The sequence below is a fragment of the Streptomyces sp. NPDC049040 genome (assembly GCF_043197715.1).
Classification (GTDB): Bacteria; Actinomycetota; Actinomycetes; order Streptomycetales; family Streptomycetaceae; genus Actinacidiphila.
In genome coordinates this window covers 155,488-172,412 of the sequence record NZ_JBICTO010000007.1, presented here as the reverse complement: position 1 = coordinate 172,412, position 16,925 = coordinate 155,488, and the positions used below count along the sequence as shown (strand labels likewise).

General features: G+C 67.1%; 12 protein-coding genes. 2 read left to right on the top strand and 10 right to left on the bottom strand.

What is annotated here, in order from left to right; all coding sequences use genetic code 11:
* Positions 1 to 74 precede the first annotated feature (74 nt).
* Both ACGFMP_RS20200 and ACGFMP_RS20195 read left to right on the top strand, forming a co-directional pair.
* Complete coding sequence (locus ACGFMP_RS20200) at positions 75 to 542, top strand: GNAT family N-acetyltransferase (protein ID WP_393674033.1); 468 nt, start codon at positions 75 to 77, stop codon at positions 540 to 542.
* A 50-nt stretch (positions 543 to 592) separates the two neighbouring features.
* Complete coding sequence (locus ACGFMP_RS20195; RefSeq protein ID WP_393674031.1) at positions 593 to 1,099, top strand: GNAT family N-acetyltransferase; 507 nt, start codon at positions 593 to 595, stop codon at positions 1,097 to 1,099.
* Positions 1,100 to 1,219: 120 nt separating this feature from the next.
* On the opposite strand, the gene tuf is transcribed toward ACGFMP_RS20195, so the two are convergent.
* From tuf to ACGFMP_RS20145, 10 genes are all read right to left on the bottom strand, one after another.
* On the bottom strand, positions 1,220 to 2,413 hold the full coding sequence (gene tuf / locus ACGFMP_RS20190) for an elongation factor Tu (protein WP_393674029.1): 1,194 nt from the start codon (positions 2,411 to 2,413) through the stop codon (positions 1,220 to 1,222).
* 82 nt (positions 2,414 to 2,495) lie between these two features.
* Entirely contained in the window at positions 2,496 to 4,625 is a 2,130-nt protein-coding gene (gene fusA, locus ACGFMP_RS20185) for an elongation factor G (RefSeq protein WP_393674028.1), read from the bottom strand.
* Positions 4,626 to 4,663: 38 nt separating this feature from the next.
* Positions 4,664 to 5,134 carry a 30S ribosomal protein S7 gene (gene rpsG / locus ACGFMP_RS20180; protein ID WP_073492360.1) on the bottom strand — a complete coding sequence of 157 codons (471 nt, stop codon included), beginning with the start codon at positions 5,132 to 5,134 and terminating at the stop codon, positions 4,664 to 4,666.
* Positions 5,135 to 5,136: 2 nt separating this feature from the next.
* Positions 5,137 to 5,508, bottom strand: a complete 372-nt coding sequence (gene rpsL, locus ACGFMP_RS20175; protein ID WP_014144289.1) for a 30S ribosomal protein S12 — start codon at positions 5,506 to 5,508, stop codon at positions 5,137 to 5,139.
* 279 nt (positions 5,509 to 5,787) lie between these two features.
* A complete protein-coding gene (locus ACGFMP_RS20170; RefSeq protein ID WP_393674026.1) occupies positions 5,788 to 6,264 on the bottom strand; it encodes a DUF1707 and DUF4190 domain-containing protein in 477 nt (158 codons plus the stop codon).
* A 72-nt stretch (positions 6,265 to 6,336) separates the two neighbouring features.
* The gene (locus tag ACGFMP_RS20165) at positions 6,337 to 10,236 is read right to left on the bottom strand and encodes a DNA-directed RNA polymerase subunit beta' (protein WP_393674024.1); all 3,900 of its coding nucleotides are present in this window, start codon (positions 10,234 to 10,236) and stop codon (positions 6,337 to 6,339) included.
* A gap of 99 nt (positions 10,237 to 10,335) precedes the next feature.
* On the bottom strand, positions 10,336 to 13,821 hold the full coding sequence (rpoB, locus tag ACGFMP_RS20160; protein WP_393674023.1) for a DNA-directed RNA polymerase subunit beta: 3,486 nt from the start codon (positions 13,819 to 13,821) through the stop codon (positions 10,336 to 10,338).
* Positions 13,822 to 14,459: 638 nt separating this feature from the next.
* Complete coding sequence (rplL, locus tag ACGFMP_RS20155; RefSeq protein ID WP_393674021.1) at positions 14,460 to 14,846, bottom strand: 50S ribosomal protein L7/L12; 387 nt, start codon at positions 14,844 to 14,846, stop codon at positions 14,460 to 14,462.
* Positions 14,847 to 14,983: 137 nt separating this feature from the next.
* Entirely contained in the window at positions 14,984 to 15,520 is a 537-nt protein-coding gene (gene rplJ / locus ACGFMP_RS20150; protein ID WP_393674020.1) for a 50S ribosomal protein L10, read from the bottom strand.
* Positions 15,521 to 15,885: 365 nt separating this feature from the next.
* Positions 15,886 to 16,800 (bottom strand): hypothetical protein, encoded by a 915-nt coding sequence (locus tag ACGFMP_RS20145; RefSeq protein WP_393674018.1) that lies wholly within the window; start codon positions 16,798 to 16,800, stop codon positions 15,886 to 15,888.
* Positions 16,801 to 16,925 lie beyond the last annotated feature (125 nt).

Sequence of the window (16,925 nt, the reverse complement as noted above, 5' to 3'; positions counted from 1 at the left end):
GCTGATCCACCGGGATGCGCGGGACCGGCCCCGGTCCCGGAGTCCCCGACCCAGCCACAGGAGCCACCGTCCACATGATCTCCCTGCGCGACGTGCGTGACAGCGACCTTCCGATCTTCTGGGAACACCTGTCGGACCCGGCCGCCCAGCACGTGGCGGCCGTCACCAGGCCTTACCACTACGACAGGGCCCGGTTCGACATCCACTGGGCCCGCGTCATGTCCGACCCGGGCGTCCTGATCCGCACGGTGCTCGCCGACGACGAGGTGGTCGGCCACGCCGGGGTGTACGGACCGCAGGAGGAGCGCGAGGTCACGTACTGGATCGACCGGGCGCACTGGGGCCGGGGTGTCGCCACCGCGGCGCTCGCGGCGCTGGTCGACCTCGACCCCACCCGCCCGATGTACGCCCACGCGGTGGCCGACAACGCGGGCTCGATCCGTGTCCTGGAGAAGTGCGGCTTCGTCCTCTGCGGACGCGACAGGGGCTTCGCCCAGGCCCGCGACGCCGAGGTCGACGAAGTCCTGCTCACCCTGCGCTGACGCCTGCGGGAGCACCCCGCCCTGCATGAGGGGTAGGGCACAGTGGGCCCATGGACGTGTACAAGACGATGGCGACGCATCTGGAGACCGCCCGGCTGACGCTGCGGCCGTGGACCGACGCGGACGCCGGGGATCTTCGGGAGCTGTTCGGGGAGCGCGGCACCGGCATGCCGGACATGGCGGAGGCCAAGCGGGACGTCGAGGTGCTGCGGGAGCGCACCGAGTCCTCGGGCATCGCGCTGCTGCCCGTGCAGCGCCGGGCCGAGGGCGACTTCATCGGCTACTGCGGCCTGGTCATCGGCCGGTCCACCCTGGAGGAGCCGGAGATCGCCTACGAGCTCTTCCGCCGCGTCCACGGCTTCGGCTATGCCACCGAGGCGGGGCAGGCGGTGGTGGAGGCCGCCGCGGCGACCGGCAGGGAACGGCTGTGGGCGACCGTACGGACGTGGAACACGGCGTCCTTCCGCGTACTGGACAAGCTCGGCTTCACCCGCGACCGCGTCACCGAGGACGAGCGCGGCGAGCTCGTATGGCTGACCCGCACGCTCGCCGGCTAGCACCCGCGGCTCTCACCGGCCGGGCCGGCGCCCGGCCCGGAAGGCGCCCGCCGGAAACGGAAAGGTCCCGCACCACCCGAGGGGGGTGCGGGACCTTTCCGTGTGGAACCGGGTGCCGAGTTACTTGTTGATCTTCGTAACCTGGCCGGCGCCGACCGTCCGGCCACCCTCACGGATGGCGAACTTCAGGCCCTCCTCCATGGCGATCGGCTGGATCAGCGCGACCGTCATGGCGGTGTTGTCGCCCGGCATGACCATTTCGGTGCCCTCGGGGAGGGTCACGACGCCGGTCACGTCGGTGGTCCGGAAGTAGAACTGCGGACGGTAGTTGTTGAAGAAGGGGGTGTGACGACCACCCTCGTCCTTCGACAGGATGTAGGCCTGGGCCTCGAAGTCCGTGTGCGGCGTGACCGAACCGGGCTTGATGATGACCTGGCCGCGCTCGACATCCTCGCGCTTGATGCCACGGAGGAGCAGACCGACGTTCTCACCGGCCTGGCCCTCGTCGAGCAGCTTGCGGAACATCTCGATACCGGTGACCGTGGTGGTGGTCTTCTCGGTCTTGATGCCGATGATGTCGACGGTCTCGTTGACCTTGAGGATGCCACGCTCGATACGACCGGTGACGACGGTGCCACGACCGGTGATCGTGAAGACGTCCTCGATCGGCATCAGGAACGGCTTCTCGACGTCACGCGCGGGAGTCGGGATCGCCTCGTCCACGGCCTTCATGAGGCCGAGGAGCTTCTCGCCCCACTCCTTGTCGCCCTCGAGCGCCTTGAGCGCCGAGACCCGCACGACCGGAAGGTCGTCACCCGGGAACTCGTACTCGGAGAGCAGCTCGCGGACCTCGAGCTCGACGAGCTCGAGGATCTCCTCGTCGTCCACCATGTCGGCCTTGTTCAGGGCGACGACGATGTACGGGACACCGACCTGGCGGGCCAGGAGCACGTGCTCCTTGGTCTGCGGCATCGGGCCGTCGGTCGCGGCGACCACCAGGATCGCGCCGTCCATCTGGGCGGCACCGGTGATCATGTTCTTGATGTAGTCCGCGTGACCGGGGCAGTCGACGTGGGCGTAGTGACGCGACTCGGTCTGGTACTCGACGTGCGCGATGGAGATGGTGATACCGCGCTGGCGCTCCTCAGGAGCCTTGTCGATCTGGTCGAAGGCCGAGGCCTCGTTCAGGTCCGGGTACGCGTCGTGCAGCACCTTGGTGATCGCCGCGGTAAGGGTCGTCTTACCGTGGTCGATGTGACCGATGGTGCCGATGTTGACGTGCGGCTTAGTCCGCTCGAACTTCGCCTTCGCCACTGGGTTCCTCCTGGGGGTGGATCTGTACGCCTTGCTTCATCGGCGCCAGGTGATCTTTGCTGGAACGCAAGCCTACGGCGGGTTATTCGCCCTTGGCCTTCGCGATGATCTCCTCGGCGACGTTCCGCGGAACCTCGGCGTAGGAGTCGAACTGCATGGAGTAGCTGGCCCGGCCCGAGGTCTTGGACCGCAGGTCACCGACGTAGCCGAACATCTCCGACAGCGGAACCAGGCCCTTGACGACCCGGGCACCGCTGCGCTCCTCCATGGCCTGGATCTGGCCACGGCGGGAGTTGAGGTCGCCGATGACGTCACCCATGTAGTCCTCGGGCGTGGTGACCTCGACGGCCATCATCGGTTCGAGAAGCACAGGGCTCGCCTTGCGGGCGCCCTCCTTGAACGCCTGCGAACCGGCGATCTTGAACGCCAGCTCGGAGGAGTCGACCTCGTGGTAGCCACCGTCGAGAAGGGTGATGCGGACACCCACCATCTCGTAGCCCGCGAGGATGCCGAACTTCATGGCCTCCTGCGCACCGGCGTCCACCGACGGGATGTACTCGCGGGGGATGCGGCCACCGGTGACCTTGTTGACGAACTCGTAGGTCGCGTCGCCGCCTTCCAGCGGCTCCATCATGATCTGCACCTTGGCGAACTGACCGGTACCACCGGTCTGCTTCTTGTGGGTGTAGTCGATGCGCTCGACCGTCTTGCGGATGGTCTCGCGGTACGCGACCTGCGGCTTGCCGACGTTGGCCTCGACCCGGAACTCCCGGCGCATCCGGTCGACCAGCACCTCGAGGTGCAGTTCGCCCATGCCGCCGATGATGGTCTGGCCGGTCTCCTCGTCCGAGTGGACTTGGAAGGAGGGGTCCTCCTCCGAGAGACGCTGGATGGCGACACCCAGCTTCTCCTGGTCACCCTTGGACTTGGGCTCGATGGCGACCTGGATCACCGGCGCCGGGAAGTCCATGGACTCCAGGATCACCGGGTTCTTGTCGTCGCACAGCGTCTCACCGGTGGTGGTCTGCTTCAGGCCCATGACGGCGATGATGTCGCCGGCGCCCACCGAGTCGATCTCCTCACGCTTGTTCGCGTGCATGCGGTAGATCTTGCCGATGCGCTCCTTCTTGCCCTTCACCGAGTTCAGCACCGCTGAACCGGCCTCGAGGCGGCCCGAGTAGACCCGGACGAAGGTGAGCTTGCCCAGGTGCGGGTCGCTCATGATCTTGAACGCCAGGCCGGAGAACGGCTCGTCGTCCGACGGGCGGCGCGTGACGATCTCCTCGGCGTTGCCGACGGCGTGGCCTTCGATGGCCTCGACGTCCAGCGGCGAGGGGAGGTAGCGCACGACCGCGTCGAGCAGGGGCTGGACGCCCTTGTTCTTGAACGCGGTGCCGCAGAACACCGGGGTGACGGTGACGGAGTCCTTGCCGCCCTTGGACGCCAGGGTGATCCGGCGGATGGCCGCGATCAGCTGCTCCTGGGTGGGCTCCTGGCCCTCCAGGTACAGCTCCATCATGTCGTCGTCGTTCTCCGCGACGGCTTCGAGCAGCTTGCCGCGCCACTCGTCGGCCGCCTCGGTGTGCGTGGCCGGGATGTCGACGACGTCGTACATCTCGCCCTTGGTCGCTTCGAGGGACCAGACCAGCGCCTTCATCTGGACGAGGTCGACGACACCCTTGAAGTCGGCCTCGGCACCGATCGGCAGCTGCATGACCAGCGGAACCGCACCGAGGCGGTCCACGATCATGTCGACGCAGCGGTGGAACTCCGCGCCGGTACGGTCCAGCTTGTTCACGAAGCAGATACGGGGCACGCCGTAGCGGTCGGCCTGCCGCCACACCGTCTCGGACTGCGGCTCCACACCGGCGACACCGTCGAACACGGTGACGGCACCGTCGAGGACGCGGAGCGAACGCTCCACCTCGACGGTGAAGTCCACGTGGCCCGGGGTGTCGATGATGTTGATGGTGTGGTCGACATCGTCGAGCGGCCAGTGACAGGTCGTCGCGGCGGACGTGATCGTGATACCGCGCTCCTGCTCCTGCTCCATCCAGTCCATCGTGGCAGCGCCGTCGTGGACTTCACCGATCTTGTAGGAGACACCGGTGTAGAACAGGATCCGCTCGGTGGTCGTCGTCTTGCCCGCGTCGATGTGGGCCATGATCCCGATGTTGCGGACCCTGGCCAGGTCAAGCGAAGTGGTGGCCATGTGGCTCAGTCTTCTCTCGGTTTCGATGGGGGTGGTGACTACCAGCGGTAGTGCGCGAAGGCCTTGTTGGACTCGGCCATCTTGTGCGTGTCCTCGCGGCGCTTCACGGAGGCGCCGAGGCCATTGCTGGCGTCGAGGATCTCGTTCATGAGGCGCTCGGTCATGGTCTTCTCGCGACGGGCGCGGGAGTACCCGACCATCCAGCGCAGCGCCAGGGTGTTCTGGCGGCCCGGACGGACCTCGACCGGCACCTGGTAGGTCGCACCGCCGACGCGGCGGGACTTGACCTCGAGGGTCGGCTTGATGTTCTCCAGAGCGCGCTTGAGCGTGATGACCGGGTCGGCGCCGGCCTTCTCGCGCACGCCTTCCAGAGCGCCGTACACGATGCGCTCGGCAGTGGAGCGCTTACCGTGCAGGAGGATCTTGTTGACGAGAGACGTCACCAGCGGGGAGCCGTAAACCGGGTCGATGATGACCGGGCGCTTCGGGGCGGGGCCCTTACGAGGCATTCTTACTTCTCCTTCTTGGCGCCGTAGCGGCTGCGAGCCTGCTTACGGTTCTTGACGCCCTGCGTGTCGAGGGAGCCGCGGATGATCTTGTAGCGAACACCCGGCAGGTCCTTCACACGACCGCCACGCACGAGCACGATCGAGTGCTCCTGCAGGTTGTGGCCCTCGCCCGGGATGTAAGCGGTGACCTCGATACCACTGGTAAGGCGCACACGGGCGACCTTGCGCAGGGCCGAGTTCGGCTTCTTCGGGGTGGTCGTGTACACACGCGTGCAAACGCCACGACGCTGGGGGGATCCCTTGAGCGCGGGCGTCTTGTTCTTCTCGACCTTGTCCTGCCGGCCCTTTCGGACCAGCTGCTGGATCGTAGGCACCGTTTCTCCGGTTTCTGTGTGCCGATCTCGATAAAACTAACCTGGGGACCGACCCACGCGGTCGGGTGTGTCGCGGACCCCGCACGTCCCCGTCCGTGAGGTGGGGAAGTGCGTGTGTTCGGGTGTCGCGGCCTCGGTGCCCCCACGCGGTCACAAGGCACGCGCGAGAACCCGGGCACACCCCAGGCACAAGGTCAGAGCCTACCTACCGCATCGGCTGCGGTCAAAACACATGCATACGGGCGGGATTCCCGCTGCTCACGGCCACATCTCGGCCACTCACGGTCCTGGCGAGAAGGCGATGAACGCGACGATCAGCATCACGAACGCCACGACTTCCACATACCCCAGGATCAGCCCGGCGAGCGCCAGGCCGTCCCCGTCCTGCCCGGTCTGCCGGATCCGGTTCCTCGCCACATGGCCCAGCACGATCGCCGGAAGCGACGTCATACCCCCGGTGAACGGAGCCGCAATTCCGCACACCAGCGACGCGATGGCCTGCCCGTTGGTCCCCGGCGGCACCGCGGTCATCGGCATGTAGGGAGCCGGGATGTACGGCGGCGCCTGCGGCAGGAAGGCCGGCGGCACCACAGCTCTCGGAATGTCCGCCGTGACCTCGTCCAACTCGCCGTACGTCCGGGCCTGGTAGGCGAGCCCGACACGGTCCTCGTACTCCGGCTGCGTGAGCCGCCCCTCGGTGAAAGCGTCCTTGAGGACGTTCACCGCTCTCTCCCGATCCGCATCCCCGGCCAGCATGTCTCCATGATGCCGCAGAGCGGCCGCCCCGTAACGGAGCGACCGCTCTGTGACCAGCTTGGGACGTAACTATCAGCCGTTGTACGGGCCGTAGTCGTAGTCCTCCAGCGGGACGGCCTGGCCGGAGCCGGTGCCGAACGGGCTGTAGTCGATGTCGTCGTAGCCGACGGCCGAGTACATCGCGGCCTTGGCCTCCTCGGTCGGCTCCACCCGGATGTTGCGGTAGCGGGAAAGACCCGTACCGGCCGGGATGAGCTTGCCGATGATGACGTTCTCCTTCAGGCCCAGCAGCGAGTCCGACTTGGCGTGGATCGCCGCGTCGGTCAGCACCCGGGTGGTCTCCTGGAAGGACGCCGCCGACAGCCACGACTCGGTGGCCAGCGACGCCTTGGTGATACCCATCAGCTGCGGACGACCCGAGGCCGGGTGACCGCCCTCGGAGACGACCCGCCGGTTCTCGGTCTCGAACCGGCCCCGCTCGACCAGCTCGCCGGGCAGCAGCTCGGCGTCGCCGGACTCGATGATCGTCACCCGGCGCAGCATCTGCCGGATGATGATCTCGATGTGCTTGTCGTGGATCGACACACCCTGCGAGTTGTAGACCTTCTGCACCTCGGCGACCAGGTGGATCTGCACCTGGCGCTGGCCCAGGATCCGCAGCACGTCGTGCGGGTTGGTCGCACCGTAGGTGAGCTTCTGGCCGACCTCGACGTGGTCGCCCTCGCCCACCTGCAGCTTGACGCGCTTGGAGATCGGGTAGGCCAGCTCCTCGGAGCCGTCGTCAGGGGTGACGACGAGCTTCTTGGTCTTCTCGGTCTCCTCGATCCGCACCCGGCCTGCCGCCTCGGAGATCGGGGCGACACCCTTCGGGACACGGGCCTCGAACAGCTCGACCACACGCGGCAGACCCTGCGTGATGTCGTCACCTGCCACACCACCGGTGTGGAAGGTACGCATGGTCAGCTGGGTGCCGGGCTCACCGATCGACTGGGCGGCGATGATGCCGACCGCCTCGCCGATGTCCACCAGCTTGCCGGTGGCCAGCGAACGCCCGTAGCAGTACGCGCACGTACCGACCGCGGACTCGCAGGTGAGGATCGAACGGGTCTTGACCTCTTCGACCCCGTGCCGCACGAGCTGGTCGATCAGCACATCGCCCAGGTCGACGTTGGCCGGCGCGATGACCTTGCCGTCCACCACGACGTCCTCGGCGAGCATCCGCGCGTACACGCTGGTCTCGACGTCGTCCGTCTTGCGGAGCGTGCCGTCCTGGCCGCGCTCTGCGATCCGCAGCTTCAGACCGCGCTCGGTGCCGCAGTCCTCCTCACGGATGATCACGTCCTGCGAGACGTCCACCAGACGACGGGTCAGGTAACCCGAGTCGGCGGTACGCAGCGCGGTGTCGGCCAGACCCTTACGGGCACCGTGGGTGGAGATGAAGTACTCCAGCACGGACAGGCCCTCACGGAAGGACGCCTTGATCGGCCGCGGGATGGTCTCGTTCTTGGCGTTCGAGACCAGACCGCGCATACCCGCGATCTGACGCATCTGCATCATGTTTCCGCGGGCGCCCGAGTCGACCATCATGAAGATCGGGTTGGTCTTCGGGAAGTTGGCGTTCATCGCCGCGGCAACCTCGTTGGTCGCCTTGGTCCAGATGTTGATCAGCTCGTCCGAGCGCTCCTGCTTGGTGATCAGGCCGCGCTCGTACTGCTTCTGGACCTTCTCGTCCTGTGCCTCGTAGGACGCGATGATGGCCTTCTTCGCCTCCGGCACCACGATGTCGGTGACCGACACGGTGACACCGGAACGGGTCGCCCAGTGGAAGCCCGCCGCCTTCAGGTTGTCGAGCGTCGCCGCCACGATCACCTTCGGGTAGCGCTCGGCGAGGTCGTTGACGATCTCGGAGAGCTGCTTCTTGCCGACCGCGTAGTCCACGAACGGGTAGTCCTCGGGCAGCAGCTCGTTGAAGAGCGCGCGGCCCAGGGTCGTCCGCAGCCGGAAGCTGTCGCCGAGCTGGTAGGGCTGCTCGCCCTCGCCGGGCTCCGGCGGCAGCCAGCCGCGCGGCGGGACGGTGCCCACCGGGAAGCGGATGTCGACCTGCGCCTGCATCGCCAGCTCACGGTTGTCGAACGCCATGATCGCCTCGGCGGTGGCGCCGAACGCCCGGCCCTCTCCGGTGACCGCGCGCTCCTCGGAGTCCGTGGTCAGGAAGAACAGGCCGAGCACCATGTCCTGGGTCGGCATGGTGACCGGGCGGCCGTCGGCCGGCTTCAGGATGTTGTTCGAGGACAGCATCAGGATGCGGGCCTCGGCCTGCGCCTCCGCGGACAGCGGCAGGTGCACGGCCATCTGGTCGCCGTCGAAGTCCGCGTTGAAGGCGGTGCAGACCAGCGGGTGGATCTGGATGGCCTTGCCCTCGACCAGCTGCGGCTCGAAGGCCTGGATACCCAGGCGGTGCAGGGTCGGCGCACGGTTCAGCAGCACCGGGTGCTCGGCGATGACCTCTTCCAGCACGTCGTAGACGACCGTGCGGCCGCGCTCGACCATGCGCTTGGCCGACTTGATGTTCTGCGCGTGGTTCAGGTCCACCAGGCGCTTCATCACGAACGGCTTGAAGAGCTCCAGCGCCATGGCCTTGGGCAGGCCGCACTGGTGCAGCTTGAGCTGCGGGCCGACGACGATCACCGAACGGGCGGAGTAGTCGACTCGCTTGCCGAGCAGGTTCTGACGGAAGCGGCCCTGCTTGCCCTTGAGCATGTCGGACAGCGACTTCAGCGGGCGGTTGCCGGGTCCGGTGACCGGGCGGCCGCGCCGGCCGTTGTCGAAGAGCGCGTCCACGGCCTCCTGGAGCATGCGCTTCTCGTTGTTCACGATGATCTCGGGCGCGCCGAGGTCGAGAAGCCGCTTCAGGCGGTTGTTGCGGTTGATCACGCGGCGGTACAGGTCGTTCAGGTCGGAGGTCGCGAAGCGGCCACCGTCCAGCTGCACCATCGGACGCAGGTCCGGCGGGATCACCGGGACGCAGTCCAGCACCATGCCGTTGGGCTTGTTGGTGGTCTGCAGGAACGCCGAGACGACCTTGAGGCGCTTGAGCGCACGGGTCTTCTTCTGGCCCTTGCCGGTACGGATGATCTCGCGGAGGCGCTCGGCCTCCTGGTCCAGGTCGAAGGACTCCAGGCGCTTCTGCAGCGCCGCGGCACCCATCGAGCCCTGGAAGTACGTGCCGAAGCGGTCGCGCAGCTCGCGGTAGAGCAGCTCGTCGCCCTCCAGGTCCTGGACCTTGAGGTTCTTGAACCGGGCCCAGACCTCGTCGAGGCGGTCGATCTCGCGCTGCGCGCGGTCGCGCAGCTGCTTCATCTCACGCTCGGCGCCCTCACGGACCTTGCGGCGGACGTCGGCCTTGGCGCCCTCGTTCTCCAGCTCGCCGAGGTCGGCTTCCAGCTTCTTCTGCCGGCCCTCGACGTCGGCGTCGCGGCGCTGCTCGACCTGCTGGCGCTCCACGGAGACCTGCGCCTCCAGGGAGGGCAGATCACGGGTGCGGCGCTCGTCGTCGACCCACGTGATCATGTAGGCCGCGAAGTAGATGACCTTCTCGAGGTCCTTCGGGGCGAGGTCGAGCAGGTATCCCAGCCGGGACGGGACACCCTTGAAGTACCAGATGTGGGTGACGGGAGCGGCAAGCTCGATGTGGCCCATCCGCTCACGACGCACCTTGGCGCGAGTGACCTCGACGCCGCAGCGCTCGCAGATGATGCCCTTGAAGCGGACCCGCTTGTACTTGCCGCAGTAGCACTCCCAGTCCCGGGTGGGGCCGAAGATCTTCTCGCAGAAGAGCCCGTCCTTTTCCGGCTTGAGGGTGCGGTAGTTGATGGTCTCCGGCTTCTTCACTTCGCCGTGCGACCAGGTCCGGATGTCGTCCGCGGTGGCGAGGCCGATCCGCAGCTCATCGAAGAAGTTGACGTCGAGCACTGTGTCGTCAATCCCTCTCAGGGTTGATTCTCAAATGGTCTGAACGGGTCGTGGGGGCCGCCCGGGCTCCCCTTCCAAAGGGGTCCGGGCGGCGACCCGTCAGACCTCTTCGACGCTGCTCGGCTCGCGCCGGGACAGGTCGATTCCGAGCTCTTCCGCGGCGCGGAACACGTCCTCGTCGGTGTCGCGCATCTCGATGGACATACCGTCCGAGGACAGCACCTCCACGTTGAGGCAGAGCGACTGCATTTCCTTGATGAGCACCTTGAAGGACTCGGGAATGCCGGGCTCGGGGATGTTCTCGCCCTTGACGATGGCCTCGTAGACCTTCACGCGGCCGAGTACGTCGTCGGACTTGATGGTCAGCAGCTCCTGGAGCGCGTATGCGGCGCCGTACGCTTCCAGCGCCCACACCTCCATCTCGCCGAATCGCTGCCCGCCGAACTGCGCCTTACCACCCAGCGGCTGCTGGGTGATCATCGAGTACGGTCCGGTGGACCGGGCGTGCAGCTTGTCGTCCACCAGGTGGTGGAGCTTCAGGATGTACATGTAACCGATCGAGATCGGCTCGGGGAACGGCTCGCCGGAGCGGCCGTCGAAGAGCCGGGCCTTGCCGGACGGCAGGACCATGCGGTCGCCGTCGCGGTTCGGGACCGTGGACTCGAACAGTCCGCGGATCTCGTCCTCACGGGCGCCGTCGAAGACCGGCGTCGCCACGTTGGTGCCGGGCTCGACCCGGTGGGCGTCGATCGCCTCCAGGCGGCGCGCCCACTCGTCGGCGACACCGGAGACGTCCCAGCCCTGCTTGGCGAGCCAGCCGAGGTGGATCTCCAGCACCTGTCCCGGGTTCATCCGGGACGGGACACCGAGCGGGTTGAGGATGATGTCGACCGGGCTGCCGTCCTCCAGGAACGGCATGTCCTCGACGGGGAGGATCTTGGAGATGACGCCCTTGTTGCCGTGGCGTCCGGCCAGCTTGTCGCCGTCGGTGATCTTGCGCTTCTGCGCCACGTACACGCGCACCAGCTGGTTCACACCGGGGGGCAGCTCGTCGCCCTCCTCGCGGTCGAAGACCCGGACGCCGATGATCTTGCCGACCTCGCCGTGCGGGACCTTGAGCGAGGTGTCGCGGACCTCACGGGCCTTCTCGCCGAAGATCGCGCGCAGCAGCCGCTCCTCCGGGGTCAGCTCGGTCTCGCCCTTCGGGGTGACCTTGCCGACCAGGATGTCGCCGGCGACCACGTCGGCGCCGATCCGGATGATGCCGCGCTCGTCGAGGTCCGCCAGCACCTCCTCGGAGACGTTCGGGATGTCCCGGGTGATCTCCTCGGGGCCCAGCTTGGTGTCACGGGCGTCGACCTCGTGCTCCTCGATGTGGATCGAGGACAGGACGTCGTCCTGCACGAGGCGCTGCGACAGGATGATCGCGTCCTCGTAGTTGTGGCCTTCCCACGGCATGAACGCGACCAGCAGGTTCTTGCCGAGGGCCATCTCGCCCTCCTGCGTGGAGGGGCCGTCGACCAGGACCTGGGTGGCGACGACGCGGTCGCCCTCGTTCACCACGACCTTCTGGTTGAAGGAGGTGCCCTGGTTGGAGCGGGAGAACTTGGCCACCCGGTAGGTGGTGTACGTGCCGTCGTCGTTGGTCACCGTGACGTAGTCGGCGGAGACCTCCTGGACCACACCGTCCTTCTCGGCCTTGATGACGTCGCCGGCGTCGACCGCGCAGCGGTACTCCATGCCGGTGCCGACCAGCGGCGCCTCGGCCTTGATCAGCGGCACGGCCTGGCGCATCATGTTCGCGCCCATGAGGGCACGGTTGGCGTCGTCGTGCTCGAGGAACGGGATCATCGCGGTCGCGACCGACACCATCTGGCGCGGCGAGACGTCCATGTAGTCGACGTCGTCACCGGGGATGTAGTCGATCTCGCCGCCGCGGCGGCGGACCAGCACGCGGGACTCGGCGTACCGCATGTCCTCGGACAGCGGCGCGTTGGCCTGCGCGATGACGAAGCGGTCTTCCTCGTCCGCGGTCAGGTAGTCGACGTCGTCGGTGACGACACCGTCGACGACCTTGCGGTACGGCGTCTCGATGAAGCCGAACGCGTTGACCCGGCCGTAGGAGGCCAGCGAGCCGATCAGACCGATGTTCGGGCCTTCGGGCGTCTCGATCGGGCACATGCGGCCGTAGTGCGAGGGGTGCACGTCACGGACCTCGAAGCCGGCCCGCTCACGGGACAGGCCACCGGGGCCGAGCGCGTTCAGACGGCGCTTGTGGGTCAGGCCCGACAGCGGGTTCGTCTGGTCCATGAACTGCGACAGCTGGCTGGTGCCGAAGAACTCCTTGATGGAGGCGACGACCGGCCGGATGTTGATCAGGGTCTGCGGCGTGATCGCCTCGACGTCCTGGGTGGTCATGCGCTCGCGCACGACCCGCTCCATACGGGCGAGACCCGTACGGACCTGGTTCTGGATCAGCTCGCCGACGTTGCGGATGCGGCGGTTGCCGAAGTGGTCGATGTCGTCGACCTCGACCATGATCGAGCGGCCGGACTCGCCGACCGTCTCGGTCTCACCGGCGTGCAGCTTCACCAGGTACTTGATCGTGGCGAGGATGTCGTCGGTGGTCAGCACGCCGGCGTCCAGCGGCTCGTCCGCGCCGAGCTTCTTGTTGACCTTGTAGCGGCCGACCTTGGCGAGGTCGTAGCGCTTCGGGTTGAAGTAGAGGTTCTCCAGCAGGGTCTGGGCGGCCTCCTTGGTCGGCGGCTCGCCCGGACGCAGCTTGCGGTAGATGTCGAGCAGTGCGTCGTCCTGGCCCTGGGTGTGGTCCTTCTCCAGGGTGGCGCGCATCGACTCGTACTCGCCGAACTCCTCGAGGATCTGCTCGGTGCTCCAGCCGAGCGCCTTGAGCAGCACCGTGACCGACTGCTTGCGCTTGCGGTCGATGCGGACACCGACCATGTCGCGCTTGTCGATCTCCATCTCCAGCCAGGCACCCCGGGACGGGATGATCTTGGCGGAGAAGATGTCCTTGTCGGACGTCTTGTCGATCGAGGAGTCGAAGTAGACACCCGGCGAGCGGACCAGCTGCGAGACGACGACACGCTCGGTGCCGTTGATGCAGAAGGTGCCCTTGTTGGTCATCAGCGGGAAGTCGCCCATGAAGACCGTCTGGGACTTGATCTCGCCGGTCTCGTTGTTGGTGAACTCGGCGGTGACGAAGAGCGGCGCACCGTAGGTGAAGTCGCGCTCCTTGCACTCGTCGAGCGAGTTCTTCGGCGGCTCGAAGCGGTGGTCACGGAAAGTGAGCGACATCGACCCGGAGAAGTCCTCGATCGGGGAGATCTCCTCGAAGATCTCCTCCAGACCTGACTTCCTGGGGACATCCTGCCCACTGTCCAGGGCCGCCTCGACCCGAGCCTTCCACGCGGCATTGCCGAGCAGCCAGTCAAAGCTCTCGGTCTGGAGCGCGAGGAGGTTCGGAACTTCGAGCGGTTCACGGATCTTCGCGAAAGAGATGCGCAGCGGGGCGGTGCTGGCGCCGTTGTTCGAATTGGTGGTCGAGGCGTTGCGCGAGGCGGCCAAGAGGGGGTCCTTCCGAGGGCTCGGACTCACTACGCGCGTACCGGTCCGCCCCTGAGGACCAGAAGAAAACCCTGATGACGGGCCTCTTCAGCAGTGCTCAGACGTGGGCATGCTCCTGGTGACGGGCCAGGCAGCAGCTAACAGGCAGCGCAAAGGGTCAGTGTAGCCACTTGGCACACTGATGTCCAGAGCCATGATTCGGAGTACCGAATCGTCGCCCCCTCTGCCCGTCTCGCGGGTCCCAGCCTCGGAATCTGGAACCCCATCCGTCAACCCTGCCGTCGTGCTGCATAGCCATGCATTCCCGCATCGCCGCCGATCCATGCATCGGACCCGGACCGAAGTCCCGGGCGATGTCGTGACCGATGTCGCGGCGCGTCCTGAGAATTGCGCGCCGCGTGCCATACGTCAAGGCCCCAGCCCCGTGGACATGTTCGCAGACGTGCTCTCAGCAGGAGAGATCACCTTACCGGGCCGGTACGACAACGCCGGCACGGCCCGCCGGAGGCGCACGAACGACCGAGGGCGGCCACCCTTTCGGGTGGCCGCCCTGCGGCGTGTGGAGCACTGGCTCCGGGGTCCTGCTGCTGTCACAGGGCGTGGCCGAAACCGCGCCGTGCAACGGGTGTCACAAGGAGTTACTTGACCTCGACCGAGGCACCGGCGGCCTTGAGCGCGTCGGCACCCTTGTCCGCGGCCTCCTTGGCGACCTTCTCCAGGACGGGCTTGGGGGCGCCGTCCACGAGGTCCTTGGCTTCCTTCAGGCCGAGCGAGGTCAGCTCACGCACGACCTTGATGACCTGGATCTTCTTGTCACCGGCGGCGGTGAGGATGACGTCGAACTCGTCCTGCTCCTCCGGCGCGTCCGCGACGACACCCGGGCCCGCGGGGCCGGCAACGGCGACGGGGGCGGCGGCGGTGACGTCGAACTTCTCCTCGAAGGCCTTCACGAACTCGGCGAGCTCGATGAGGGTGAGGGTCTCGAACTGGGCGAGCAGTTCGTCCTGGCTGAGCTTGGTCGCCATGAGGGCGGTCCTTCCACTAAATCGGCAGGTGCCGGATGTACAAGTCGGCGGGCGTACGGTCGGCCCGCGTCGGCCGGTGCCCTGCGGCACCGACCTGCGACCGGTGCCTTGCGGCGCCGGTCATCGTGCGAGCCGAATTACTCGGCACCGCCCTGCTCGGCCTCGGCCTTCTTGGCACGAAGCGCCTCCGCGGTGCGGACGAACTTCGCGGGGAGCGCCTGGAAGAGCGCGGCAGCCTGGGACTGCTTGCCCTTCATGGCACCCGCCAGCTTGGCGAGCAGAACCTCGCGGGACTCGAGGTCCGCAAGCTTCTTGATCTCGTCGGCGGACAGCGCCTTGCCGTCAAGGACACCGCCCTTGATGACGAGGTTCGGGTTGTCCTTGGCGAAGTCGCGCAGACCCTTCGCCGCCTCGACCGGGTCACCGGTCACGAAGGCGACAGCAGACGGACCCGCGAACAGGTCGTCGAGCTGGTTGATCCCGGCCTCGTTGGCCGCGATCTTGGTCAGCGTGTTCTTCACCACGGCGTACGTGGCGTTCTCACCGAGCGAACGGCGCAGCGTCTTGAGCTGCGCCACGGTGAGACCGCGGTACTCGGTCAGCACAGCGGCGTTCGAGGAGCGGAACTGATCCGTCAACTCGGCAACCGCGGCAGCCTTGTCAGGCCTCGCCATGAGTCTCGGCCTCCTTCCGGGGTGATTGCGGACCGCACGGAATTGAAGGAGGCGACGTGGCAATGACAAACGCCCCGGCGCAGGCGCACGGGGCGTGACTCCACGGAGTTTCCTCCGGAGTTCATCCACGAATCACCTGCGCGGGCCGTCCGCGTGCTGCGGATCCTTCGGTCACCCCACCCGTTTCCGGACACGGTGACGACCAGCGGTCTTTGGCTTCCCGGGAAGCGTACGGGACCGCGGCCCCGCGGAGCAAATCGCCCGCGGGGCCGCGGTCCCGCACCCGCCTGTCCTGTGGCCAGACCGTCCTGTGGCCGGGCAGGCGCCGGTTCATGAGCCGGGAGATCGGCTCATCGACCGGGAGGTCAGTTCATGAGCTGCGTGACGTCGACGGTGTCGAACGCCGACGGCGCCTTGACGTTCACCGCGGTGCCGAAGTCCGAGTAGTAGGTCCTGGTCTTCATCACCCCGGCCTTCGTGGAGGCCGTGACGACCGCCTCGACCGGCAGGTTGTCCTGCGACACCCACAGGTCGACCGTCTCCGTGGTGACCCCGCTCTTGGCGAGCATGTCGCGCAGCTGCGCCTGGTCCGCGGCGCTCAGGTTCGGCAGCGTCTTCCCGGTGATCTCGGTCAGGTCGACGGTGCCCGTGTAGTGCGTGGTCCGCACGCCCCTGACGGTCTCCGTGCCGACGGTCCTGGTGTCGGGCGACGCCAGGGCGGCGTCCACGCTCTTGACCGGGTTGTTGTTCTGGATCGTGTCCTTGAGGTACGTGCCCGAGGTGCCGGTGAACTTGGCCAGATCGGCGTAGGTGTACTTGATCCAGTGCTTGCCGTTGAGCTGCGGGGCCATCGCGGGCCCCATGTTCACGAAGTACGCGTCCGGCAGGTAGCGCGCGTTCATGCTGGTCGGCGCGCCGGCCTCGCGCAGCGAGTCGGCCACGGCGCCGCCGGTGTAGGTGATCGTCATGTCACCCACGAGACCGCTCCCCCAGTCCAGGGCGCCCTTGGTGTTCATCGACATCGAGGTGCCGACCGAGATCGTCGAGTCGACCTTCGCCGAGTGGACGCCCGTGGCGGTCTTCTTCACCAGGTCCAGCGCGGTGATCGCGTGCGCCGCCCCTGACAGCGGTGCGGACGCCTTCCCGGAGCCCGTGGCCACCGGCACCGACGTCTTCTCGTCGCCCCCCGACGCCGACGAGCCGAGCGGCCCGCAGGCCGCCAGTGCGAGCAGTGACACCGCGGCGAGGGCCGCGGACGTCACGCTCTTCGTTCCACGCATGATCTGTCCCCCCTTATGGGGACACCACGTCCCCTGAAACCAGCGGAACACTAACCCACCCCCCTGACAAGACCGCAGGGCGGGTTGTACCAGGACCCTTACGGACCCGCTACGGACTCCGGGTG

Excerpts from the sequence above, each read along its gene's own strand:
- ACGFMP_RS20145 (WP_393674018.1), bottom strand. The coding sequence starts at position 16,800 with ATGCGTGGAACGAAGAGCGTGACGTCCGCGGCCCTCGCCGCGGTGTCA.
- rpsG (WP_073492360.1), bottom strand. The coding sequence starts at position 5,134 with ATGCCTCGTAAGGGCCCCGCCCCGAAGCGCCCGGTCATCATCGACCCG.
- ACGFMP_RS20200 (WP_393674033.1), top strand. The coding sequence starts at position 75 with ATGATCTCCCTGCGCGACGTGCGTGACAGCGACCTTCCGATCTTCTGG.
- ACGFMP_RS20195 (WP_393674031.1), top strand. The coding sequence starts at position 593 with ATGGACGTGTACAAGACGATGGCGACGCATCTGGAGACCGCCCGGCTG.
- fusA (WP_393674028.1), bottom strand. The coding sequence starts at position 4,625 with ATGGCCACCACTTCGCTTGACCTGGCCAGGGTCCGCAACATCGGGATC.
- ACGFMP_RS20170 (WP_393674026.1), bottom strand. The coding sequence starts at position 6,264 with ATGCTGGCCGGGGATGCGGATCGGGAGAGAGCGGTGAACGTCCTCAAG.
- rplL (WP_393674021.1), bottom strand. The coding sequence starts at position 14,846 with ATGGCGACCAAGCTCAGCCAGGACGAACTGCTCGCCCAGTTCGAGACC.
- rplJ (WP_393674020.1), bottom strand. The coding sequence starts at position 15,520 with ATGGCGAGGCCTGACAAGGCTGCCGCGGTTGCCGAGTTGACGGATCAG.